Genomic DNA, 24,467 nt, shown 5'->3' on the forward strand with positions numbered 1-24,467 from the left:
CAGAGGAACGACGCGACGCCCGAGCCATTGAGGGGGAATGACACCCCCCATTCCCGCTACCGGCGTCACCGTCTGGCACGACGGCAATTGTCCGTTATGCCGGCGGGAGATCGCGATGATGCGCCGGCTCGACCGTCGCGGCGCGATCACCTTCGTCGATGCGGCCGACATCGACAGCATCTGCCCGATCGACCGCGGCGCGCTGCTCGACCGGTTCCACGCCAGCGAGAACGGCACATTGCTGTCCGGCGCAGCCGCTTTCGCCGCAATGTGGCGTGCGATCCCGCTGCTGCGCCCGCTTGGCCTGCTCGCCCGCCGGCCGCTGGCGTTGCGGGTCATGGAACGGGGGTATCGCCGCTTCATGCGTCTCCGCCCCCGGCTCCAGCGCCTGCTCCGGTGATCCGACGGGCGCCGTCAGGCGCCCATCGCATATTGCCGGCAATGGTTGAGATAGCCCGCCTCGTGCAGCCCGGAGAGCGCAACGACGCTCTCCCATAACCAGCCCGGCGCGTCGATCGCGCCGCGCCGGTCGGCATCGAGCACCCGCGTCCAATCGGCGCGCTCGTCCCGGCTGAGCTGCCGAGCATGCGCCTTGCCGACGACGAAGGCGAGATAATGCGCCGCCTTCACCGCCTGGCCGGCGCTGAACTGCTCGACCTCGAGCTTCAGATCCTGCGGCGAGAGTTCGCGGACGAACAGCGACCGGTCGAGCATCCGCGCCGCGACCATCCGGCTGCCGAGATGCGGCGACAGCGCACGTGCCGCGGTCACCACCCGCACCGCCTGATCGGCCGGCATCGTCGCGCCCCGCGCCGCCGGTGCGATCGGCGCGGTCGCCTCCTTGAGGTCGATCAGCGCATAATCCGACCGGCCCTTGGCGTTCTTCAATCCGGCAATCGCCGCGAAGCGCAACAGCCCGAGCGAGCTGCACCCCTTCATCCAATAGGCCGCATCGACCAGCCGCACCGCGCGATCGCGATCCTTGTCGTCGAGCGCGAGGACCAGAGCGGTGACGTCGGGCTCGGCAAGCACCGTCGCGAGCGCGCCGCGCTCCTCGCCGTCGAGCGGCCAGAATTTGTCGCCGAGCGGGATCGTCGGCTCGGCGGTGCGCAACCGCTCCTTGGCGAGGTGCCGCCAGCGCCGGCCGAGCGCGCGCCGTCTGACGCTGCGCACCACCTCGGGCTCGGGGCCGCTGTCGTCGCCGCCGGGATCGCGCATCGCCCGCGCATAGCCGGTCACCATCTCCTCGATCATATGCGCGGTCGTGACGCCGGGCAGGTCGGAGCCGCGCGCCGCGGTCGCCAGCGAGAGGCCGAGGCGGATGAGGTCGTGCGCGGGATTGCCGATCACCGCCTGGTCGAGGTCGCGGATCTGGATCGCGATCCGTCCGTCGCCGTCGTTGATCGGCCCGAGGTTGCCGAGGTGGCAATCGCCGCAGATCCAGATCGCCGGTCCTTCGGGCACGTGCCGCGATGCCCGCGACTCCGCCAGCCATTCGTAGAATTTGACCGTGTTACCCCGGACATAGGCATGGGTCGAACGCGCCATCTTCAACTTGCGCTTGGCTTCGAGAATGGCGCCGCGTTCGGCGGGACGGGGTGTCGGCATCGATGTCCTTCGGATCAGCAATACTATGTAACGCGCGCTGACCCGCATGGGTTACATCGGACCGGCGAATTTCAGGCGGTCGGGTTACCGGCGCCGAGCGGTGACGCCGCATAATCGGCCAGCAACGCGGCGGCATCGTCGTAGATCGCCACCGCACCGGCGCGCGTCAGCACCGCATCGGGGAAGCCGCCGGAGCGCACCGCGACCGCGGCCATGCCGCATTTCGCCGCCGCCTCGATGTCATAGGGGGTGTCGCCGACGACGATCACCTCGTCGGGAGCCAGCCCGTCGAGCTTGGCGAGCGCGGTGGCGAAGATGTCCGGCGCCGGCTTGGTCTGTTCGACGTCGTCGCCGCTGGTCGCCTCGCCGACCAACGCGCGGGCATCGAGGAGCCCGAGATAATGGTCGAGCTCTTCGCCCGACGCGGATGAGGCGAGCACGACCTGCTGGCCGTTGCCATGAGCGTGCGCGAGCAGCGCCCGCGCGTCGGCGAAGGGTTTGGCCCGATCGAGATACTTGGTCTTGAACGCCGCGCCATGGGCGTCGCCGAGCTTCTCGACCGCGTCGTCGTCGAGATCGGGGAGCAGCGTCGGCACCAAATTGTCCGTGCCCTTGCCGATCTGGTCGTGGATCGTCTGCCGGTCGAAGCGGGCGCCGATCCCGGCGAAGGCCTCTTCCCAGGCGAGCACGTGGAAATCGTTGCTGTCGACCAGCGTGCCGTCGATGTCGAACAGAATGGCCTTGATCTGCTTGGGCATGATGCGTCCGATGATTGGGGGGAAATCGGCGGCGCGATCGGCCACCACGTCCCATCGCCAACCAGCGATCGAGCGCTAACGTTCCTTTTCAGGGGCTTGTCCCCTTTTCTCGGTGCCGCGCGTTGGCCGGCATCTGAAGAGGAGACGTCCATGTTTCGTTATGTGATCGCGGCAACCGCCATGACCCTGTTCGCCGGCGGTGCCGTCGCGCAGACCGCCCAGACCGGCTCGCACAACCCCGCCGTCAAGAATGGCGCGCCGCACACGATCGCCGCCCCCGCGAAGGGCGCGAACTCCTTCACCGAGGATCAGGCACGCGGCCGTCTCGCCAAGGCCGGCTATACCGGCATCACCAAGCTGACCAAGCGCGACGGCCTGTGGCAGGGCACCGCGATGAAGGCCGGCAAGCGCGCGACCGTCATGCTCGACTACAAGGGCAACGTCACCAGCCGCTGATCGAGCCCATTGTTTTTAGGAGAGATTTCATGACCCAGACCATCACGCGCCTGTTCGACGATTATGCCGACGCGACCAATGCGATCCGCGAGCTCGAAGCGATCGGCGTCCCCCACGACCATCTCAGCATCGTCGCCAGCAATGCCGACAAGCGCCACGGCGAGCACGTCGACCAGGACGATGACAGCATCAACGATCATGGCGACGTCAGCCGCGGCGTATCGACCGGCGCCGTGCTCGGCGGTGCCGGCGGTCTGCTCGCCGGTCTCGGCCTGCTCGCCATTCCCGGCCTCGGCCCGATCGTCGCGGCCGGCTGGCTCGCCGCGACCGCAGCCGGTGCCGGCATCGGCGCGGCAGGCGGCGCAGCGACCGGCAGCATCGTCGGCGCGCTCAAGAACGCCGGCCATGACGAGAATGACGCGCACGTCTATGCCGAGGGCGTCCGTCGCGGCGGTTCGTTGGTCAGCGCCAAGGTACCCGACGAGCTGGTGAGCGAAGCGGAAGCCGTGCTCGAGCGCAATCGCTCGGTCGACGCGCAGAGCCGCGGCGCGAGCTATCGCGAGTCCGGCTGGACCAGCTTCGACGACACCGCCCCGGCCTATACCGCCGACGAGGTGCATGAGGAGCGCGCGCGCTACACGACCGGCTCGCGCCTCTAATAACCCCGCCGCTCCCGCCGACAACGGGCGGGAGCGGTACTTTTTGCGCAGATCGTCACGCGCCCTGCCGCTTCTTGGTGGCTTGTTAAGTCCGGCTGTGGTTGATCGTCCTTCGTCCGCCTACAATTGTCGAAAGCGGCTGATGGGGTGGTATGCTGAGCCTAGTGTTGTGGACGACGGTATCGGCACTGGCCCCTGCGCCCGTGATGCAGGACGTCGCCCTCCCCGCTGATCCCGTCGCGACCCCGCTGATCGCGCCCCTGCCCGTCCAGACCGCGGTGCCGGCACCCGAGCCTGCACAGGACACCCGCCGCGTCGAGCCGACGATCACCGATTCCGCCGACATCGTCGTCACCGCACGGGAGAATTCCGCCAAGATCGACCCGCTGCGCGCACTCAACGAGCGCTCGTTCGAGGCGACCGAGGCCGTCGACAAGGCGCTCGTTGCGCCGATCGCGCGCGCCTATAAGAAGACCGCGCCCAAGCCGTTCCGCGACGGCGTCCACAACGTGCTGTACAATCTGCGCGAGCCGGTCGTGTTCATCAATTTCCTGCTCCAGCACAAGATCGGCAAGGCGGTCGAGACGGTCGGCCGCTTCGGCATCAACACGACGATCGGCCTGCTCGGCGCCTTCGACATCGCCAAGCGCAAGCCCTTCAAACTTCCCCGCCGCGGCAACGGCTTCGCCGATACGCTCGGCTTCTACGGCGTGCCGCCGGGACCGTTCATGTTCCTGCCGCTGGTCGGCCCGACGACGGTGCGCGACCTGATCGGTGGCGGCGTCGACCGGCTCGTCCTGCCGATCGCCGCGGGCCGCCGCGTGACCAGGCCCGCCTTCGTCATCCCCGCTGCGGTGCTCGGCGTGCTGGATCATCGCTCCGAGTTCGACGACACGCTGCGCACGCTGCACGAAGACGCCGCCGATCCCTACGCCAATACCCGCACCTTCTACCTGCAGCGCCGCCAGGCCGAGATCGACCATCTCCGCGGCCGCGGTACCGGCAGTTCGAGCCCGATGTCCGAAGCGCCCAAGGCCCCGATCGACGAGCGCGGCCGCGAGATGAAGACGGCGCCGTGAGGCGGTCACCCTTGCTATAGCGCGACGATGACGACGCCGCGCAGCCGCCCTTCGCAGGCATCGTGCAGCGCTTGCGGCGCAGCATCCAGGCCCGCCACCATCGTCCGGGCGAAGTGGAGCCCGGCGTCGCGCTGCCACGCGATCCATTCGGCGAAGGCCGCGACGTCGCGATCGGCACTATAGCCGCGCAGCGTGATGTCCTTGAGGATGAGCTGGAACGAATCGAGCGCCGCGGGGGCGACGACGCTGGCCCCCTGCCGGTCCAGCTCCGCGGTCAACGCGCCGAGCAGCACGAAGCGCGCGCCCTCGCGCGCGGCGCCGACCGCGGCGACGAGGTGGTCGCCGCCCACCATGTCGACGAAGACATCGATGCCGTCGGGCGCCGCGGCCGCCAGCTGGTCGGCGAGCGGGCCGCCGTTGCGCAGCACCGCCGCATCGTAGCCGAGGTCGGCGCGCATCCAGTCCGCCTTGTCGCGGCTCCCGGTGCTGCCGATCACCCGCGCCGCGCCGAGCCGCCGCGCGACCTGACCGGCCATCGATCCGATCGCGCCGGCGGCGCTCGACACGAAGACTGTGTCGCCGGGGCGGATCCGGATACCGCGGGTCAGCGCCGCATAGGCCGTCCAGCCATGGCCCAGATAGGCCGCGGGTTCGATCGGCCCGCGTCCCAGCGCCACGCATTGCCCGACCGGCACGACGGCATGGTCCCGCCAGCCGAACGGATGCGAGACGAAATCGCCGACCATAAAACCGCTGTCGGGCGGACAGGCGAGCACCTCACCGATCGCACCGTCCGCCAGCGTATCGCCGGGGCTGAGCGCCGGGAAAGGTATCCCCTCGACCGCCTGCGCGTCGCGATCGGCCATCAGTCGCGTCGAAATCGAAACCCGGAACCAGCGATTGCGCACGACGACGTCCGTGGGGCCCGATGGCGGCAATTGCGTTTCCGCGATCACGAGATCGGACGGCTGGATCATCGCCTCCGGGTGGCGCGCAAGGCGTACCTGACGGCATTTCGGCATGCTGGTCATTCGCGGCTCCTCGATTGGCGGCGCGATCAAACACGCGCCCGAGGAACCGAATTACCGATATGACTGGCGGTCAGTCAATATGCTGAGCTCTTCTCTTGCTGTCGGTTTCGCGGCAGGGATCATCGCCTGCACCATCATGGGAGCCGACGTGGCGAGCAAACCCCGCACCAAGCCTGCCGATCAACGGCGTGACGATCTGATGAACGCTGCCGAGCGCCTGTTCCTCGACCAGGGCGTCGCCGCGACGACGATCGAGCAGATCACGTCCGGGGCGGGGGTGGCGAAAGGCAGCTTCTATCTGCATTTCACTGCCAAGGAGGATGTCGTCGCGGCGCTACGCCTGCGCTTCGCCGAGCGCGTCGGCGGCATCATCACCAGCGCGGTCGATCGCATCGCCACGGGTGACTGGGGCGATCGGCTGGCCGCCTGGCTGACCGCTTGCGCGGAGGGCTATGCGACGTTCGCCACGCTGCATGACATGGTGTTCCGCGATGTCCCGCCGCCGACAAACGCCGGTTTGGCCGACAATCCGTTGATCGACGGTCTCACGCAACTGCTCGCCGCCGGCGACGCTGCGGGAGCATGGCGGCTCGAAGACCCGCGGTTCACCGCCATCTTCCTGTTCAACGCGCTGCATGGCGTGATCCTCGACGCCGGCCGATATGGCGGCAGCGACGCGCTCGCCCGTCGTATCGTCGATCACGGTTTCCGGCTCGTCGGTCTGCCGACGGGATAGCCCGTAGCCGGTCAGCCGCGCTTGATGTGCGGGAGCTGCCACCACGGAGTCTGCGGGCTGAGGTGATGCTCGTGGTGATAGGCGCCGAAGTGGAAGCAGGTCGCCAGCGAGGCGAGCGGCGACAGCGAATTGCTGCGCGCGTTGTGCGTGTCGGCGAACGGCGTCTCGCCGTGACGGTGGGGCAGATAGGTGCCGAACAGAAACAATTGCGCCAGCGCGAGCAGCGCCGGCACCGCCCAGAACAGCACGATGTTGAGCAACGACGCGCCGAGCAGGATGTAGACGATCGCCGCCAGCGTGATCCGCAGGATCTGGCCATGGGTGTAATAGCCGCGGAAGAAATGGACGAACCACGGCAGCGCGCGGCGCGGCGCGGCGGCGTGGAAGTCGGGATCGTGCTCAGTGCCGGGCGCGGCGTGATGCGCGTGGTGCATCGGGTAGAGCGCGCGATAGGACAGGCCGGCATAGGCGCCGAGGCACAGGGTGCCGACGACGACGTTCCACGCCCGGCGTCCGGGTGCGAACGATCCGTGCATGCAATCGTGCGCGACGATGAAGAGGCCGGTGCTCAGCCACGCCTGCACCACGATCAGCAGCAATGCGACCGGCACCGTGGCGGCACGCCACTGCCAGAAGAAGATGCCGCCGATATGGATGGCGAGCCAGGCCGCGCCGATCGCGGCGGCGAGCAGCAGGCTGTGGCGCGTATTGCCCCGATCGGGGCTCATCGCCCGACGCGATCGGCGAGCTTGCGCTTCAGCTTCGCCGGATCGGGTGCGAACAGGAAGCCGAAGCTGACGCCGCCCTCCTTGCCCTTCACCGCATGGTGCAGCCGGTGCGCCTGCAACAGCCGCTTGGAATAGCCGCGCCGCGGCACCCAGCGCATGCCGAACCGCTGGTGGACCATCATGTCGTGGACGAAGGCGTAGATACCGCCATAGACGGTGATGCCCAACGCCGCCCACCACAAGGGCTCCCAGCGCAGGCCGACGACGAACAAGGTGACGACGATCACCGCGAAGGTGATCGCATAGAGATCGTTCTTCTCGAACGCGCCCTCGTGCGGCTCGTGATGCGACCGGTGCCAGCCCCAGCCCCAGCCGTGCATGACATATTTGTGCGTCGCCCAGGCGAAACACTCCATGAACAGCACCATGCCGACAACCACGGCCAGCTTCTCGTACCAGGCCACCGCCTACTCCTATCGCGTCCGAGCCATCACTCGGGGAGGACGACGTCTTCAGTATCTATGCCATAACCGCGGTCAAACAAGGCCGTAGTGGCCGGTCGCCGCCGCCCTGCCGTCACCGCGCGGTCATCGAGAAGGGCCGTGCCGCCCGCCCGGTCGCCCAGCCTTTGTTCGGGGTCGCCGCCATCGTGAAGCGCAATTCGCCGCCCGCCCGCAACTCCGCGTCGCGCAGATAGCTGCGCGCCAGCGGCACGCCGTTCAGCGTCACCGCAGCGATATAGCGGTTGGTCGCCGACAGGCCGTCGGCGACGACGATAAAGCGCTTGCCGTCGGGCAGGTTGAGCGTCGCGCGATCGACGAACGGCCGGCCGATGACATATTCGTTCGATCCCGGCGCGACCGGATAGAAGCCGAGCGCGGTGAAGACGAGCCACGCCGACATCTGGCCGAGATCGTCGTTGCCCGCCAGACCGTCCGGCGTCGGCTTGTATTGCGACGCGACGATCTGCGCGAGCCGCTCCTGCGTCCGCCACGGCGCCCCGGCGTAGTCGTAGAGATAGGCGACGTGATGGCTGGGTTCGTTGCCGTGGATATATTGGCCGATCAGTCCGGCGATATCCTCGGCGTGGCTATAGTCGAGCTTCGAATTGTCATAGTCGAACATCGCATCGAGCTTGGCGATCGCCTTGGCGTCGCCGCCGAGCAGGCGGAACAGCCCGGCCTGATCCTGCGGCATGAACCAGCTATATTGCCAGGCATTGCCCTCGGTATAATCCGAGCCGTAGTTGATCGCGGTGGGATCGAAGGGCGTGCGGAACGCGCCGCTCGACAGGCGCGCGCGCAGCCAGCCGGTCTTGGTGTCGAAACTGTTGCGCCAATTGGCGGCGCGTTTCTCGAAGCGCGCGGCGATCGCGTCGCGCCCCATCGCCCGCGCCATTCGTGCGATCGTCCAGTCGTCATAGGCATATTCGACCGTCTTCGACGCGGCCTCGGGCTCCTTGTCGATCGGCACGTAGCCGCGCGCGATATAGTCGCCGAGCCCGCCATAGGGGGCATAGTCTGCGCTCGCGACCATCGCATCGAGTGCCGCATCGGCGTCGAAGCCGCGGATGCCCTTGAGATAGGCGTCGGCGATCACCGGCGCGGCATGATAGCCGATCATCGTCCAGGTCTCGCGCCCGGCGAATTGCCACACCGGCAGGATGCCGTCGGGGCTGAACCGGCGGCTGGCGACGAGCGAGCGCACGACGTCGACCGTGGTCTGCGTCGGCTGGACCAGCGTCAGCAGCGGATGCTCGGCACGGAACGTATCCCACAGCGAGAAGGTCGAGCGGAAGGTGAAGCCGTCGGCGCGATGCACCTGATCGTCCGGCCCGCGATAGCGGCCGTCGGCATCGCTCCATACGCTCGGCGCGAGCAGGGCATGGTAGAGCGCGGTATAGACGGTGCGGCGCATCGGCGCGGGCGCGGCGATCTCGACCGCGCCGAGCGCCTGCGTCCAGGCGGCGGCGGTGCGCGCGCGGATCGCGTCGAAGCCGCCCGCCTCGGCCTCGAGATTGGCCACGGCGCCGGCTTCGTCGACGCCGGACAGCGCCACCTTCACCTCCAGCGGGGCGGCCAGCGTGCCGAAATCGAGCTGCGCCTCCAGCGCCTTGCCGAGTTTCTCGGCGACCGCCTCGCTGCCCCGGCCCGGCCCCTGAAAGCCCTTGTAGGTCACCGCGGCGTCGCGATCGACGAAGCCATGGCCGGTCAGCGGTGCGGAGAAGCGCATCGCGAAATAGAGCTTGCGGCCCGGCGCCCAGCCGCGCGTCTCGCGAAAGCCGGTCAGCGTGCCGTCGGGGCGCAGGTGCAGCCCCGACCACAGGATCTTGCCGGGATAATTGTAGAGCGACGAGCGCAGGTCGATGACCAGATGCGCGGGCGTGCCGGCGGGGAAGGTGTAGCGGTGGACGCCGGTGCGGGTGCCGGCGGTCAGCTCGGCACGGATGCCGCCGTCGGCGAGCGTCACCGCGTAATAGCCGGGCCGCGCCGTCTCGCTGGCGTGGTCGAAGCGCGAGCGATAGCCCGAGCCGGGCTTCGCCGGATCGCCCGGATCGAGCCGTGCCGTCCCCGCCTGTGGCGCGACCAGCACGTCGCCGAGGTCGGAATGGCCGGCGCCGGAGAAATGGGTGTGGCTGAACCCCTGGATCGTCGGGTCCTCGTAGCGATAGCCGGCGGCATGGCCGTAGCAGGCGCGGATCTCGCAGCCGGTATCGGTGTCGGGGGACAGCTGGACCATGCCGAACGGCGCGGTCGCGCCGGGGAAGGTATGGCCCTCCCCCGCCGTCCCGATCATCGGATCGACCGCGTCGATCGGCGCCACCGCGCTCTGTGCGAAGGCTGGGCCGGGAAGGAGCAGGGCGAGAAGGAAAGCGTTGCGCATGCAGCGATTTAAGCAGGTGTCGCGCGACGGGGAAAGGCCGCGGATGCAGTTACGTCGCCGACACGGCGGGGCTGAGCGCGATCGGTTTCGCACTGACCGATCGCAAAACACCCCGTCACCCCGGACTCGTTCCGGGATCCACGGTCCCACAGGAGCAACGCCTTCCGCTCCTGCGGGCCGGTGGATGCCGGAACGAGTCCGGCATGACGGGTGGATGGACGGGCGCCGGCCGTCCAGCCTACGCCGACTGCGGGATGATGCTGATCATGTCGTCCTCGGCCGGCTCCTTGGCGGGCTTGAGCTTGAGCGCCTGATCGGGCTCGACGTGGCGGCTGCGCGTCATCGGCTCCAGCGTCACCGTCTCGCCGGTTTCGAGCGAGCGCTCGACCGCGGCCAGCACGCGCATGTCGAGCAGGCCTTCCTCGCCATCCGCCTCGGGATGCGCGTCGTTGAGGATGCAGTCCGAGAAATATTGCGTCTCGTTGCCGAATTGCTCGACCGGATCGAACTTATGCTCCTTGCTGCCCTCGCTGGTCTTCTCGACGTAGCGGATGCCGATCTTCGGGCCGAACATGAAGCTCGGCGAGGCATGGATGCTCGCCTTGGTGCCGACCAGTTCGAAGAATTCCGACGAAGCGGTGGCGTAGCTTACCGTGAATTGCGCGACGCGTTCGCCGGGGAAGCGCAGCGTCACCGCGACCGTTTCGTGGAAGTTGAAGCCGCGGTCGGGCGTCTTGGTGCCGACGGCGTGGACCGCGATCGGCTCCAGCCCGAACAGGTTGCGCACCGCGTTGAGCGGATAGGTGCCCATGTCCGGCACCGGCCCGCCCCAATAGCCGTTGTGGCCGCGCGAATTGGCCTCGGCGACGTTCTGCGCGAAGGCCGAGACGAAGCTGCGCAGCTCGCCGAATTCGTTGTTGCGTGCGCGGGTGATCATCTCGACCGTGCCGGGCTCGTGATGCAGGCGATAGGCGATCATCAGCTTCGCGCCGCGGGTCTTCTGCGCGGCGAGGATCTGCTCGGCCTCCGCGACGCTCGACGCCATCGGCTTTTCGAGCAGGACGTGGATGCCCGCCTCGAGCGCCGGCACCGCATATTGCATGTGGAGGAAATTGGGCGTCGCGATGTACACCGCATCGATCTCGCCCGAGGCGAGCAGTTCGGCATATTGCTCGTAGGTCCACGCCTTGATGCCGTAGAGTTTGGCGAGCTTGTCGGCCTTTACCGGATCGCCGGTGACCAGCGCCACCAGTTCCGAATTGTTCGTGCGCGCGACGCCCGGCATGAACGCCTGCTGCGAGATCTGGCCGCCGCCGACGACGGCGTAGCGCACCTTCTTGGTGTGTCCGAACATGTTTCGGCCTTTCTGATCGATGACTGGGGGATGCCGGGACGAACGAAGCGCATTCGCGATCGTTGCACCGCACCATCCCTTTGCCGGCCGCGCGATCAGGGGCGTCGCGGCTCCGGTTGCACCCCGCTGTCGGCGATCACCTTGCGCGCCGCCTCCGGCCAGGCATCGCCGGCGACGGCGACGTTCTGCTCGGCGACGTTGTTCAGATAGTCGGTCCAATTCCCCTGCAGCCGGCCGGAATTGTACCAATTGCCGATCGCGCGATTGTCCATCGCGGTGCGCTTGGGCGCGATATGATCCTGCGTGTTGAGGTTGAGCCAGACGCCCCCCACCCGGTCGACGACGTTGCCGCGCACCGTGACGTAGCGCGACCCCTCGTCCAGATAGATGGCGATGCCGCCCGAACCGGCGATGTCGGACACGTAATTGCCCGCGATCAGCGCGCCGGGATCAGCGGAGAGATGATAGATCGCGCCGCCGTCGGGAAACCATTGCTTCACTCGCGACACGCGGTTGCCGACGATCACCGTGTCGCGCAGCGTCGTCGGCGTATCGTAGATGCGGTTGCCGGGCGCGTCATAATAGCCGCGCTGCGCGCGCCAATATTCGGCGCTGCCGCCCGGATCGTTGGTCCCCCAGCCCCAGCCGACGTCGATCCCGTCATAGGGCGCATCGGACACGTCGTTGTTCATGATGACGGTGCCCGAGGCGTAGGTGACGAGGATCGCCGATTGCTCCTTATAGTCGCGCGAGACGCCGCTGATCCGGTTGTTGCGGATCAGGATGTCGCGCAGCCCCATCTCGGGCCGGGCGGGATGATGCGCGTCGGGCTGGACGCCGCCGACCATGATCGCACCGCCGGCGAGATCGGTGAAGCGGCTGCGCGTCACCTCGATCGCGCTGGTACCGAGACCGACCCCGGCGGAATTGGCGTCGGCGTTGTTGCCGATGCCGAGCGCGACCTGCCCGAGCTGTGCGAACCGGTCGTCGTCGAAGACGATGCGGCTCGCCGCGGCGACCTGCACCGCGGCGGGCTGCTGGTGGAAGCGGTTGCGCACCGCCTCGAACGGGCGGCAGCCCCAACTGCAATCGCGGATGGGATCGGCGGGATAATCGGGCAGTTCGCCAGCGAGATAGGAGCCGCTCTGCTGGCTGGCATAGCCCTCCGGCCCGGCGGGCTGCCGCCAGCTCGTGTCGCGGAAGTCCAGCCCGCGGAACTGAAGGTCGCGCACCGGCCGGTCGTAGCTGCCGGCGATCGACAGCAGATGGTCGAGCCGCGGCAGCACCACCGCGACCCGGTCCATCGCTTCGCCGGCGCGGGGTTTGTAATAGAGGCGCCCGGCAGCGGGATCGGCGTAGAACTGGCCCGGCTCCCGCAGGAAGGCGAGCGCATTGACGAGGAACATGCGCGCCACCTCCGCGGAGACCGGACGCGCGAACGTGTCGTAGCCGACCAGATTGTTGCGCCAGCCGGGCTGCTGCATCACGATCCGGTCGCCCTCGATCCGCTCGACCATCGCGTGGCGGTGAGTGAACCAGCTCATCCCTTCCACCGCGATGCGGCGCTGGTCGGGCAGTTGCGCGAGCGTCCGCCACGCCGGGTCGGTGATCGTCAGTCCCCACGGCGCGAACGTCACCGCCGCCCGCGGGATCTCGATCGCCGCGCGTTGCGCGAGCCGGCCGCCGACGCTGAGTTGCAAGGGATCGCTGCCCGGCGGGATCGGCGCCGCCCAGATGCCACGCTTGCGATCCGCCAGCCGCCAGCCCTCGACCGGCACGCCGCCCGACAGCGTCGGATAGGCGCCCGCCGCCCCCTCCCAGCGGACGGTGAAGCCGTTCTGCCCGCCGTCGTCGGCGGTAAAGCGCAGCGGCGCCGCCAGCCGATAGGTGCCGGCGGCGATCCGCACGGTGACGTCATGGTCCCGGTTGCGCTGCCGCACCGCCGCCTGCGCCCGCGTCAGGCTGGCGAACGGCCGCGCGGCCGACCCGTCGCCGTCGTCCGACCCCTCGGGCGCCACGTGGAGGACGATCGGCACCGGATCGGGCCGGTTGGGGATGACGATCCGGTGCGGCCCGGTTTGGGTGGCCGGCGGCGCGACCCGCGGCAGCACCGGCCCGGCGGGCAGTTGCGCGCCCGCCGGTATGGCCGTGAGGACGACGGCCGCGACCGTCAGCGCCCGATACTGCCGCATCTCGTCTCCTCGCCGCGTCCCGTTGCCAGCCCCTGCCCTCACTGCGTCTCGGCGGCGACCGCCATCGCCGCGCGCGCGGCGAGGATGTAGGCGGAGGTGGTGCTGACGGTATATTCGTTCTCGAACCACAGGAACGGCCAGTCGACCTTCGCCTCGGGATAGTCGGGTTTGACGATCAGCACGCCCGGCACCATCCCGCCGGGGATGAAGCTATAGTCGGCGCGATTGTGGCCATAGCCGATCAGCTTCGACGCGGTGCCGACGGTCGAGACCAGCGACAGGTTGTTGGCCGGATGCCGCCCGAGCACGTAATCAATCGCATTCAGCGTGTAGGCGGTGCCGACGATCTCGGGGAACGCCTTGTGCAACAGGTACATGGTCGTGCCGAAGCTGACCACCTGGTTGGAGCCCGCCCAGGTGCCGTCGGCGATCGGCACGCCGAACGGATTGTTGGTCATGCCGCCGTCCGCCTTGGCCTTCATGTCCTGCACCAGCGGCACGAGGGCGGCGCGATAGTCCGCGCCCATCAGCGGAATGGCGCGCACCGCGGCACCGGCGAGCCACGGGAAGTTCTGCCGGATCACCGGCTGCAACTGGCGCAGCCGGTCGGCATAGACGCGATCGCCGCGGCTGGTCAGCAGCAGCTCGACGGTGGCGACGACGTTCGCGGCCTCGGCCGAACGTGGCGACGACGAATCGTCGCGCCCGTCGCCGGCCTTGACCACCCCGCCCTGTTGCTTGCTCCACAACGCCTTGGCCGCGGCGAGCGCCTCCGCCGCCATCTTCGGGTCGCTCGCGGCGAGCGCCCGGCTGGCAGCGGCGAGCGCACCGGCCACCGCGAGGTTGTTGGCAGGCAGATCGGTGGTGAACGCCCAGCGATCGTCGGGCGTCCCCGACGCACCGCCCTTGATCTCCTCCGCGCCGAGCCTGGCGTCGTAGAGGCGATTGTCGGTCTGCGATCCGGCATCGCCGAGATGCGCATATTGACGCAGCGCCGGATCGACGATGCCGACGATCGCGTGGCCGAACACCTTGTATTGCGCGAGCAATTGCAGCGTGCCGTGACGGATCTGCTGCACCGCGTCTTCGACGCCGTCGGGCTTGCGGATCTCGACCTTGCGGGCCGCCTCGTCGATGCTCGTCTCGTCCCAGTCGAGGCCGAACAGTTCGCGCGCCCAGACGAGGTCGCGCGTCACCGCCGCATTTTCCGGCGTCTGGATGTCGTAATCACCGGCATCCTGCCAGCCGCCGACCGCGAGGCCGGGAATGTGCTGACCGGCCTTGAACGGCGAATCGAGGTTCGGCCCCATCTTGTAGCCGTCGAAATGGGTGATGTTCGGCGGCGCCTGCCGCGCGTCGTCGAGATGCGAGGGCGCCGACCAGACGCGATATTGCTCGCGGATGCCGACGTGATCCATCTGTTCGGCGATGAACGTGTCGAGCGAGGTCTGCCAGATCCGCTGATAGGCGTCGGCGGCGATGCGGAACGGGTTGGTCGTCTGCCCGGCATAGCTGATCGCATACAGGCCGGGCTCGCGCACCGACGAGAAGTCGAAGGCGGCATAATCGTAGCGCGTCCAGTGGCCGCGCGACTGCACCTTGGCGCGGAACACCGATTGCTTGCCACCGTCCGCGGTGAGCCGGACCAGTTCCGCCTCGCCCGGCGCCTTGAAATTGGGATCGAGCTCGATCAGCGCGACCTTGGGCCGCCCCGGCGTGTAGCCGGCCTGGTTGAACGAGACGACCGGCTGGCGCGTCCAGTTCTTCACCACGTTCGGCCGGACGTGCCAGACGATCGCATTCTCCTTCGCGCCGGCGGCGATCAGCGAACGGACGACGAACCAGCCGTTCTGCGCCCGCGCGCGGGCGTCATAAAGGTCGATCGGTCCGGTGTCGGAGGTGATGCTGACCCGCGTCAGCGGATCCTCCGGCGCCAGCGTGATCGTCTTGGTAGCGCTCCCGAGCGGTAGCGGATCGCCCGATCCGTCCTTGGCCATCGGCCCCGTCGGATGGCGCGGGAACAGCCCCGGCGCGGCATCGACCAGATAGGTCTTGCCGAAATAGGCGGTCGGCAGGAAGTCGAGATTGAACCCCGCCTTGCCGGCGAGACTGGCCGGCAGTGGCTGGTCGAGATCGACCGCGATGCGGAAGCCGCCGGGTTCGGCGGTGACCTTGACGCTATAGGACAGTTTCTGCTGCGTGTAGGCGGAGCGCACGACCAACTGATTGGGTTCGCTGCCGCGCGTCCGGCCGACGAAGGCGGGGACCGGCGCCCATTGCTCGGGCGTACGGTCGAGCCGCACGGCACCGTCGGTGGCGATGCGCTCGCCATGCAGCACCATCTGGATGCCGGCGTTCTTCTCGTCGAAGAAGATCGGACTGAAGTGGTTCTGGTCGACGATGACCGTCAGCCCCTGCGTCTCCAGCGTCTCCGACGGCGTGACGGTGAGCGATTGCGCATGGACCGCGCCGGCGATGACGCCGATGCTCACCGAACCGAGCAAGGCATTCCAGATCATTCGTGCCACAAGCATCCCTCCAGATGTCGAGCCGGTCTTGCGCCGGCAGATCGTTATGTCTTTGTTTTCACAGACCTATCGATAGCGCTACCATCCGGCAATGCGGCGATTGAGAAAAATACCAGTGCGTTTCGGTTAGCGTGGACCGGCAGCGGTGGACTTTCACGACGCCGCGCGTGATGACCGTCGCCACGATGACGAACCCGATGATTACGCTAGCCGAATGGCGGACCCGGGCAGCCTTGGCGCTGCGTGACGGGCGGATCGAAGAGGGCATCACCGCTTTTCGCGCCGTGGTCGAAGCGGGACAGGCCGACGCGGAAACGTGGTACAATTTCGGCTATCTGCTCCGTTGCGACCGCCGGTTCGACGAGGCGCTGGCGGCCTATGCCGCGGCGCTTGCCGCGGGAATCGACCGGCCCGAGGAGGTGCACCTCAACCGCGCGGTGATCCTGTCGGAATATTGCGGGCGGATCGGCGACGCCGTGAGCGAATTGCACGCCGCCCTCGCCTTGGCGCCCACATTCGTCGCGGCGTGGCTGAATCTCGGCAATCTTCATGAGGACGCCGGCGATGCGGTTGCGGCGCGCGAGGCTTATGGGCGGGTGCTTGCGCTCGATCCCGGCAATGGTCGCGCGCATGCCCGGATCGCGACGATCGACATCTTCGAAGGACGCGCCGACGTCGCACTTCCGGCACTACGGCAGGCGCTCGCCCATCCCGACCTCTCGCCAACCGACGCGGCCGAAGCCGGGTTCGCGCTTGGCGCGGCGCTCGATGCGCAGGGGCATTACGACGAAGCCTTCGCGGCGTTTGCCGCGGCGAATCGGGCGGCGCTGCAAGCCGCGCATCCCGGTTATCGTTACGATCCGCGGCGACAGGAAGCGTTGATCGAGGCGACGATCGCGGCGACGCCCCGCCCCATTTCGGCCGGCACCGATGATGCAGAACCGCCGATCTTCATCTGCGGCATGTTCCGATCGGGCTCGACGCTGATCGAACAGATGCTCTCGCGTCATACGCGCATCACCAAGGGCGGTGAACTGGAGATCGTGCCGGCCTTTGCCGCCGCGCTGGGGTCACCCGAGGCGCTGCGGGATCTGCCCGCCGCGGCGCTCGCGACGATGCGTGCGCAATATCGGGACGAAGTGTGCCGACAATTCGGCGACGTCGATCGTCTCACCGACAAGCGACCCGATAATTTCTTGCACATCGGCCTGATCAAGCGTCTGTTTCCGAACGCAAAGATCATCAACACGACGCGCAATCCGCTCGACATGGCGCTGTCGATCTACTTCCTCTATTTCGACGACAGTATCAGCTACGGCCACGACCTGCGCCATATCGCGCATTGGGTGGGACAATATCGCCGGCTGATGGCGCATTGGCGCCGCCTGTATCCGGACGACATATTGGACGTGTCCTACGATCGGCTGGTCGCCGATCCTGCGCCGGTGATGGCCGAGGTCCTCGCCTTCTGCGACCTGCCGTGGGACGACGCCGTGCTGCACCCCGAGCAGGCCGCCGGCCCGGTAAGGACCGCCAGCGTCTGGCAGGTCCGCCAGCAGCTGCATCAGCGTTCGTCCGGGCGCTGGCGGCATTACGAACGGCACCTCGAACCGCTGATCGCGGCGCTGGGCAGCGAGGCTTAGGGTGCGACGCCACCCTGGCCGGTGATATGGAAGACCTGACGGAGCATCGCCTGCTCCGCCGTGGTCAGATGCGGGTTCCAGACGTCGAAGATCAGCACGATGCGCGGCGCGTCGCTATCGTTCCACGCTTCATGCTCGATCGTATCGTCGAAGGCGAACGCCTCGCCCTCGCGCCACGCGCGCGTCTCGCCGCCGACACGAAAGCGGCACCGCTCCGGCACGACCAGCGGCAGATGCACGATCGCCCGCGTATTGGTGACGCCGGTATGCGCCGGGATATGCGCGTGCGGGCGCAGGATCGAGAAGAAGGCGGTCGGCGCCTTGCCGGGAATGTCACTTTGCGGCACCGCGGCGAGCGCTACGGCGGTCTCGGGGCAGCGCGCGCAGACCGCGTCGTTGCGCACGCCATATTCCCACAGGAAGCAGGCGCTCCAGTCGGCGTTGCCGTCGAGGCCCGACCAGCGATTGGCCGGCGTGCCCGCCGCCTGACGCACATAGGGGCGGATCGCATCGCTGCCGTCGCGCAGCAGCGCTAGAGCTTCGCCGCGGATCGCCTCCGTGCGCGCTTCCAGTTCTGCGAACCAGGGGAAGAGCGAGCGCTCGAAATATTCGTCGGCGGGCAGGAACGGAAAGTGCACGCCCGCGCATTGATTGGTGTAGATTGCCCGGCGGCCCAGCATGTGATCGACGCATGCCGCCATCCGCCGCGACACCCCGTCACCGAGCGCGCCGTTGATCTCGCACCCGAGCCGGGCGGTATGATCGGCGAGAAAGGCACGGCCGCGGGCGAGCGCGTCGTCGATCGCCGGCGGACGATCGGGCATCGCCGCCGCCATCTGCACGATGCCCGACCAGCCCTGCGCCGCCTCGACCTCGCGGCCACAGCGTTGATGCAATTCGGTGATACGCAGTTGCGCGGTGAAGTTGCGCCGGTCGATCGCCAATGCGGCCTCCAGCGCGCGTTGCTCGTCCTCGTCCTGCCCCATCATGCGATAGACCGTCGCCTGATTGACGTGCAGCACGGGTTCGCCGGGATCGGCGGCAGCGGCCGCGGCGAAGCCGGCCAGCGCGTCGTGCAGGTCACCATCCGCCATCGCCCGCATGGCCCGCGCGTTGAGCAGTTGCGGATGCTCCGGTGCGAGGCCGAGCGCCTGATCGAGCAGCAGGCGCTCCGCGGCGGCATCGCCGCGCTGGCGGGCGGTCATCGCCTGGGTGGCGAGCGCATGGGCGCGTTGCGGTAGGTCGGTCATCGCGTCAGGCTCGATCCAACAAGATGGTAAGTCCAGATACAAAAAGGGGCCGCCCGAAGGCCGCCCCTTGAGTTCGTTCGACGAACGGCGGCGCTTAGAAGCGCAGCTTGCCCGAAACGGTGAACAGGCGACCCAGCACGTCATAGGTCGACGGATAGGTGTTGCCGCTGTTGTAGGCGGTCGACCCGGCGGCCGAGCCGACGAGCGGCGGCTTCTTGTCGAGCAGGTTGCGTACGCCCGCAGTGAAGGTCAGGTGATCGTTCACCTCGATCTGCGCGGTCAGATCCAAGTAGTTGTACGCCTTGATCTGGTTGAAGTTATAGGTGCCGCCGGCAAGCGGCGTCGGCCCGGTGACCACACCGCTGAACAGCGGCGTCGTGACCTGACGCTGCACCGCGTCGGGGGCCAGCGCCTCGTAGCGGACCTTGCCGATGTGGCGCCACAGCAGCGACAGCGTCGCCGGACCGAAGGTCAGGCTGGTACGCTGGTTCCACTGGAACTCCGGCTGGATCGACGAACAGCTCGTGCTGTAATAGCCGACGCAGTCGCGATCGTAGGCGGTCGGCGAGGCGCGGAAATAGCGATGCGCCGTCCATGTGCCCTGGAAGCCGAGGTTGAGCCCGACATCGCCGAAATCACGCGCATAATTGGCGTTGAGGTCGATACCGTCGGTGCGCAGGCGACCCCGGTTGGTGAGCGGCTGCGGCAGACCCGCCACCGTCGCGCTGGAGCCGCTGAGACCGCCATTGGTCGCGTTGCGGCGGATCCCGGTGCACGATGCCGAGGTGGCCTGTGCCGCGGTGATCGCCGAGGGGTTGGTCCCGAAGCATTCCGACAGGATGTCCGCCGGCGTGGCCGAGGTGATCGCGTTCTTCACCTTGATGTTGAAATAGTCGACCGCGATGCTCAGCCCCGGCACGACCCCGCGCGGCTGCACCACGACGCCGAGCGTGTAGGTGTCGGCCTTTTCGGGCAGGATGGCGGGATTGCCGCCACCGGTGACGTTCGGCTGTCCCGCCGAAGGCTCGGGAATGGTGCCGATCCCCGACACCGGCGCGCCCTGCGCGACGCAGGCGGCGGCGAGATTGGCGCTGGCGAGCGGACGGGCACCGACACAGGGGTCAAGGCCCGGCGACAGATTGTCGAGCCCCGTCGACACCGGCGCGAACAACTCGTTGATGTTCGGCGCACGGACCGCACGCTGGTAGACGCCGCGGAACTTGATTTCCTTGATCGGCTCGAAGCTGCCGCCCGCCTTGTAGGTGGTCGCGTTGAAGCTCGGGTTGTTCGCCGCCTGCACTTTATAGTCGGAATAGCGGACACCCGCTTCCAGCGTCAGCGAGTGGAAGAACGGCTTGTCGGCGACGAGCGGCGCGATCACCTCACCGAATACTTCGCGCACGTCGTAGCTGCCTGCGAACGGCAGCACCGCACCGCCGGCGCCACCGAGCTCACCCGGCGACAGCGCATAGGCGTCGGGTTCGCGGCGATAGCTGTACTTGCGATATTCGGCGCCGGCCGCGAAGGCGATCGGCTCGCTGGCGAACGGCGAGGTCGTGCCGAAGTCGCCGTTGAACACCGCCTTGGCCTGCGACAGCGCGGTGTGGATCTGGATCGTGCTCTGGCCGTTCAGAAAGCCGGCCTGATCGGAGGTGATCGAACCCTGGGCGCCGAACAGGTTGAGCGGCACGCAGTTGTTGGTGGTGACGAGGCAGCTCGTCGTATTGTTCGCGTTCAGCGCCTGCTGGACGCGGCTGCGCAAGACATAGCCCGACTGGGTCTGGTTGAGATCGCTCTCACCATAAGCGCCGAACACGTCGAGCTTGAGGTGATCGGAGAAGCGCAGGCGCAGCCCCGCCTTATAGTCGAACATCGTCGTCGTGTAGGTCGAGGTGCGCGGGCCGAGCTCGGTCGACCGGCGATACACCGCCGGCAGCGTCAACGCGGCGTTGGTGTTGCAGGCGGCGCCGAGCGCGATGTTGTTGATCTGGCAGAGCTGATCGCGCAGGCCCGACGGCAGATACGGGTTGTACCCCGGCACGGTGAGTGCCTCGCCGAAGATACCCGACGGCGCGATGATCTGCTGGATCGTATTCTTCGAAAACATGCCGCGCGTGTAGACTTCGAGATTGTCGTTAATCTCGTAGTTCGCCTGGGCGAAGATATTGTAGCGTTTGAAAGGCGTCGCGAAGATGTTGTACGGGTTGAAGTTGAAGCCGCTGTAGAACGGCACCAGCGCGGTGCCGGCGGGATTGACCTGGACGACGCCGGTCGACAGGCCGGCGCGCGCCGCCTGCGCATTGGTGAAGCTCAGCGTGGTCGGCACGCCGGTGCGCGAGGAACCCGAGGCGACGCCGTTGCCGGACCCGATGCCGTAGACGGAGACGTCGCGTGCACCCTGATACAGGGGATCGGCTTCCTGATAGCCCAGGCTTAGCACCGCATTGCCGCGGCCGTCGTCGAAATTGGCGCCGACGGTCAGATCGGCACGGAAATAGTTGGAGTCACCGCGCTCGGTGATCTGCTGGCTGGCCGAAGCCTCCATCCCCGCGAAATTCTTCTTGGTGATGAAGTTGACCACGCCGGCGACCGCATCGGCGCCGTAGGTGGTCGACGCACCGCCGGTCAGCACGTCGACACGCTGGACCAGCGCGGTCGGGATATTGTTGAGATCGACCGCACCCGTTTCGGCTGCCGGGACGATCCGGTCGCCATCGATCAGGACCAGGTTACGCTGCTGACCGAGATTGCGAAGGTTGGCGGTAAAATAACCGGCGCTGCCGTTGTTGACCGCGGAGCCGAGCGACGGCGTCAGGCCGGGAAGCTCGCGGAGGATCTGCTCGACATTGTTGACGTTGCGCAACGTCAGTTCGTTCTCGGACACGGTGTTGACCGGGGTCGACGACACGAGGTTCGGGTTGCTGATCAGCGTGCCCGTGACGACGATGTCCTGGCCTTCCGCGGCAGGCGGTGCCGCATTGGGATCGTCCGACTTCTGCTGGGTTTCCTGTGTCAACGGCGAAGTCTGCGCCAGGGCGGGCGACCCGATCAATACCACCCCGACGATGAGGGTCGTGTTCAGAAGATGAGAACGAAGGCTTAGCGTCATGAGATCCCCTTTGTGTCCGAACCACCCCCCCGGGTGACCCGATCGCACCGGCCTTTGGCTCGGTCGTGCTATTTTTGTTGCAGCGCGGCGACATGCAGACAATGACAAATCGGCGTCAGTATCTGATTACAAAACCGTAGTGATATTTCCGTCACATTTCATCGGCAGCTTTGTTGACGTGTTCTTCGGCAATAGACTGCAACAATGTTGCCTAAAGCATTAAAGAGAGAGGTACGTCATGCTGTCCTATCTGTTGCTGGCGAGTGCGCTTGCCACTGCACCTGCCGGTCCGGACCTGCTTCAGACCTTCACGCAATGTCGGACGGTCGCCGACAATGATGCGCGCCTCGCCTGTTATGATCACGCTGCACAGGCGATGGATGACGCCCAGCGCAAGAAGGACATCGTCGTCCTTGATCGGCAGGACGTACAGAAAGCGAAGCGATCGATGTTCGGCTTTTCCTTGCCGTCGATCAAATTGTTCGGCGATGGCGAGGACGATGAGCAGTTGAAACAATTGGTCGGCACGTTGCGATCGTCGACGGGACTGCCGGGCGGACTGATGCGGTTCACGCTGGATGACGGCGGCCTGTGGGAGACCACCGAGCAGGCGATGGTGCGGCTGCGGGAAGGCGATGTCGTCACGATCAAGGCGGGGCCGCTCGGCAGCTATATCGCCAATGCGCCGGGCCGCCGCGCGGTGCGCGTGCATCGCCTGCGCTGATCGGCAGGCTGGCACGGCCCGACGCCGGCTGCCATACCCTTACGCACCCAAATTCAGGATCGGCCCGTCATGACCCCTCCCATTGCTGTGCTTGCCGCATTGCCGCTGCTCGCCGCGACCACCGCCCCCGTGCAGATCCCGGCGGACCGGCTCTCCGCCGACGTCAAGGTCCTCGCATCGGATGGCTTCGAGGGACGCGCGCCGGGAACGCCCGGCGAATCCAAGACCGTCGCCTGGCTGATCGACCAATTCAAGGCGGCCGGGCTCGAACCGGGTGGCCCCGCCGGCAGCTGGACACAGCCGGTGCCGCTGATCCGCACGCAATTGGGCGCCGGTGCGGTGTCGGCGAACGGCACCGCCTGGATCATGGGCCGCGACGTCTATCTGTCCACCGTCCGCCCCGCGACGCGCGCGACGATCGCCAGGGCGCCGCTGGTCTTCGTCGGCTACGGCGTCTCCGCGCCCGAACGGCAGTGGGACGATTTCAAGGGCGTCGACCTCAAGGGCAAGGTCGCGGTCTTCCTGATCAACGATCCCGATTTCGAGGCGACCGCCGGCGACGACGCCGTCGGCCGGTTCGGCGATCGCCGCATGACCTATTATGGCCGCTGGACCTACAAGTTCGAGGAGGCGGCGCGGCGCGGCGCGGTCGGCGCGCTGATCATCCATGACACGCCCGGCGCGGGCTATGGCTGGGCGACGGTCACCGCCCCCGGGGGCGAGAATTACGACGTCGCCGATCCGGCCGCGCCGCGGATCGGGCTACAGGGCTGGATCGAGGGCGGCGCGGCGACGCGGTTGTTCGCCGCCGCCGGCCTCGACCTCGCGCATTTGCGCAAGGCGGCGCGGCGCGCGGACTTCCGGCCGGTCGCATTGCAGGGCGCGGGCTTTTCCGCCGATCTGCCCGTTACCGTGACGCGCGCGGAGAGCCGCAACGTAATCGCCAAGCTGACCGGCCGGGCGCGTCCCGACGAGACGATCATCTATGGCGCGCATTGGGATGCCTATGGCATCGGCGCACCCGATGCCGCCGGCCGGCGGGTGCGACCGGGCGCGAACGACGACGCGCTCGGCACCGCCGGCGTGCTGGCGATCGCCCGCGCCGCGGCGAAGGCCCCCCGCCCCGCGCGGACGCAGGTCTTCGCATTGTGGACCGGAGAGGAACGCGGGTTGCTCGGCTCGGAAACCTATGCCGCGCATCCGGTCTATCCCGCCGCCAAGACGGTCGCCAATCTGACGCTCGACATCCTCCAGACCGCCGGCCCGGCGCGCGACGTGCTGCTGGTCGGGGCCGGCCAGAACGCGCTCGAGGACCAACTCGCCGCGGCGGCCGGGGCGCAGGGGCGGACGGTCACGCCGGAGGCGCTGCCCGAGCGCGGCCTGTTCTACCGCGCCGATCATTTCTCGCTGGCGCGGCGCGGTGTGCCGACGTTGCTGCTGATGGCGATCAGCGGCGCGCCCGACCTCGTCACCGGCGGGCGGGCGGCGGGCCAGCGCTGGCTCGACGGCTATATGCGCTGTTACCACCAGACCTGCGATGCCTGGTCGCCGGACTGGCGGCTCGACGGCGCGGCGGCGGATGTCGATCTACTCCGCTGCATCGGTTTCGATCTCGCCAACGGCAATGCCTGGCCGGCGTGGCGGCCCGGTTCGGAGTTCAAGGCGCTCCGCGATGCGAGTGCCGCGGAGCGCGGGGGCGATGGGGCGGAGCGATAGGTCGGTCGGTCCG

19 protein-coding genes are annotated in these 24,467 nt (G+C 67.7%); 8 read left to right on the top strand and 11 right to left on the bottom strand.

Annotated features, from left to right (window positions below):
- The first annotated feature begins 37 nt into the window (after positions 1-37).
- Positions 38-400 (top strand): thiol-disulfide oxidoreductase DCC family protein, encoded by a 363-nt coding sequence (locus tag MC45_RS05425; RefSeq protein ID WP_038660496.1) that lies wholly within the window; start codon positions 38-40, stop codon positions 398-400.
- Positions 401-414: 14 nt separating this feature from the next.
- On the opposite strand, the gene MC45_RS05430 is transcribed toward MC45_RS05425, so the two are convergent.
- Positions 415-1,608 carry a DUF2252 family protein gene (locus MC45_RS05430; protein WP_038660499.1) on the bottom strand — a complete coding sequence of 398 codons (1,194 nt, stop codon included), beginning with the start codon at positions 1,606-1,608 and terminating at the stop codon, positions 415-417.
- 71 nt (positions 1,609-1,679) lie between these two features.
- Complete coding sequence (locus MC45_RS05435) at positions 1,680-2,366, bottom strand: HAD family hydrolase (RefSeq protein ID WP_038666544.1); 687 nt, start codon at positions 2,364-2,366, stop codon at positions 1,680-1,682.
- A 150-nt stretch (positions 2,367-2,516) separates the two neighbouring features.
- Here MC45_RS05435 and MC45_RS05440 point away from each other — a divergent pair, with 150 nt between their 5' ends.
- The 3 genes from MC45_RS05440 to MC45_RS05450 all read left to right on the top strand — a co-directional run bounded on the left by MC45_RS05440 (position 2,517) and on the right by MC45_RS05450 (position 4,560).
- Positions 2,517-2,822 carry a hypothetical protein gene (locus tag MC45_RS05440; RefSeq protein WP_038660502.1) on the top strand — a complete coding sequence of 102 codons (306 nt, stop codon included), beginning with the start codon at positions 2,517-2,519 and terminating at the stop codon, positions 2,820-2,822.
- A gap of 29 nt (positions 2,823-2,851) precedes the next feature.
- The gene (locus MC45_RS05445) at positions 2,852-3,481 is read left to right on the top strand and encodes a hypothetical protein (protein WP_038660505.1); all 630 of its coding nucleotides are present in this window, start codon (positions 2,852-2,854) and stop codon (positions 3,479-3,481) included.
- A 152-nt stretch (positions 3,482-3,633) separates the two neighbouring features.
- On the top strand, positions 3,634-4,560 hold the full coding sequence (locus MC45_RS05450; protein ID WP_081974342.1) for an MlaA family lipoprotein: 927 nt from the start codon (positions 3,634-3,636) through the stop codon (positions 4,558-4,560).
- Positions 4,561-4,574: 14 nt separating this feature from the next.
- On the opposite strand, the gene MC45_RS05455 is transcribed toward MC45_RS05450, so the two are convergent.
- The gene (locus tag MC45_RS05455; protein WP_038660507.1) at positions 4,575-5,591 is read right to left on the bottom strand and encodes an MDR family NADP-dependent oxidoreductase; all 1,017 of its coding nucleotides are present in this window, start codon (positions 5,589-5,591) and stop codon (positions 4,575-4,577) included.
- Here MC45_RS05455 and MC45_RS05460 point away from each other — a divergent pair.
- Positions 5,581-6,327, top strand: a complete 747-nt coding sequence (locus tag MC45_RS05460; RefSeq protein ID WP_218916698.1) for a TetR/AcrR family transcriptional regulator — start codon at positions 5,581-5,583, stop codon at positions 6,325-6,327. The genes MC45_RS05455 and MC45_RS05460 overlap by 11 nt on opposite strands.
- A gap of 11 nt (positions 6,328-6,338) precedes the next feature.
- Here the strand turns inward: MC45_RS05460 and MC45_RS05465 are convergent, their stop codons facing one another.
- The 6 genes from MC45_RS05465 to MC45_RS05490 all read right to left on the bottom strand — a co-directional run bounded on the left by MC45_RS05465 (position 6,339) and on the right by MC45_RS05490 (position 16,003).
- The gene (locus tag MC45_RS05465) at positions 6,339-7,055 is read right to left on the bottom strand and encodes a fatty acid desaturase (RefSeq protein WP_038660513.1); all 717 of its coding nucleotides are present in this window, start codon (positions 7,053-7,055) and stop codon (positions 6,339-6,341) included.
- Positions 7,052-7,519: a sterol desaturase family protein gene (locus MC45_RS05470; protein WP_038660516.1), complete on the bottom strand. Its 468-nt coding sequence runs from the start codon at positions 7,517-7,519 to the stop codon at positions 7,052-7,054. Before MC45_RS05470 ends, MC45_RS05465 begins: the two co-directional genes overlap by 4 nt.
- A gap of 112 nt (positions 7,520-7,631) precedes the next feature.
- Positions 7,632-9,938 carry a GH92 family glycosyl hydrolase gene (locus MC45_RS05475; protein WP_038660518.1) on the bottom strand — a complete coding sequence of 769 codons (2,307 nt, stop codon included), beginning with the start codon at positions 9,936-9,938 and terminating at the stop codon, positions 7,632-7,634.
- A gap of 238 nt (positions 9,939-10,176) precedes the next feature.
- Positions 10,177-11,292 carry a Gfo/Idh/MocA family protein gene (locus tag MC45_RS05480; protein ID WP_038660521.1) on the bottom strand — a complete coding sequence of 372 codons (1,116 nt, stop codon included), beginning with the start codon at positions 11,290-11,292 and terminating at the stop codon, positions 10,177-10,179.
- 95 nt (positions 11,293-11,387) lie between these two features.
- Positions 11,388-13,484, bottom strand: a complete 2,097-nt coding sequence (locus MC45_RS05485) for a right-handed parallel beta-helix repeat-containing protein (protein ID WP_038660523.1) — start codon at positions 13,482-13,484, stop codon at positions 11,388-11,390.
- 38 nt (positions 13,485-13,522) lie between these two features.
- Entirely contained in the window at positions 13,523-16,003 is a 2,481-nt protein-coding gene (locus MC45_RS05490; RefSeq protein WP_038660525.1) for a glycoside hydrolase family 9 protein, read from the bottom strand.
- 206 nt (positions 16,004-16,209) lie between these two features.
- On the opposite strand from MC45_RS05490, the gene MC45_RS05495 reads away from it, so the two are divergent.
- Complete coding sequence (locus MC45_RS05495) at positions 16,210-17,655, top strand: tetratricopeptide repeat-containing sulfotransferase family protein (protein WP_038666550.1); 1,446 nt, start codon at positions 16,210-16,212, stop codon at positions 17,653-17,655.
- Here the strand turns inward: MC45_RS05495 and MC45_RS05500 are convergent.
- Both MC45_RS05500 and MC45_RS05505 read right to left on the bottom strand, forming a co-directional pair.
- Positions 17,652-18,905: an aspartyl/asparaginyl beta-hydroxylase domain-containing protein gene (locus MC45_RS05500; RefSeq protein ID WP_052075525.1), complete on the bottom strand. Its 1,254-nt coding sequence runs from the start codon at positions 18,903-18,905 to the stop codon at positions 17,652-17,654. The two genes, MC45_RS05495 and MC45_RS05500, sit on opposite strands and share 4 nt — an antisense overlap.
- Before the next feature lie 94 nt (positions 18,906-18,999).
- A complete protein-coding gene (locus tag MC45_RS05505; RefSeq protein WP_342667014.1) occupies positions 19,000-21,921 on the bottom strand; it encodes a TonB-dependent receptor domain-containing protein in 2,922 nt (973 codons plus the stop codon).
- A gap of 331 nt (positions 21,922-22,252) precedes the next feature.
- Here MC45_RS05505 and MC45_RS05510 point away from each other — a divergent pair, with 331 nt between their 5' ends.
- Complete coding sequence (locus tag MC45_RS05510) at positions 22,253-22,738, top strand: hypothetical protein (protein WP_052075526.1); 486 nt, start codon at positions 22,253-22,255, stop codon at positions 22,736-22,738.
- 69 nt (positions 22,739-22,807) lie between these two features.
- The gene (locus MC45_RS05515; protein WP_038660531.1) at positions 22,808-24,454 is read left to right on the top strand and encodes a M28 family peptidase; all 1,647 of its coding nucleotides are present in this window, start codon (positions 22,808-22,810) and stop codon (positions 24,452-24,454) included.
- Positions 24,455-24,467 lie beyond the last annotated feature (13 nt).

This window comes from Sphingomonas taxi (genome assembly GCF_000764535.1).
GTDB classification, from domain to species: Bacteria; Pseudomonadota; Alphaproteobacteria; order Sphingomonadales; family Sphingomonadaceae; genus Sphingomonas; species Sphingomonas taxi.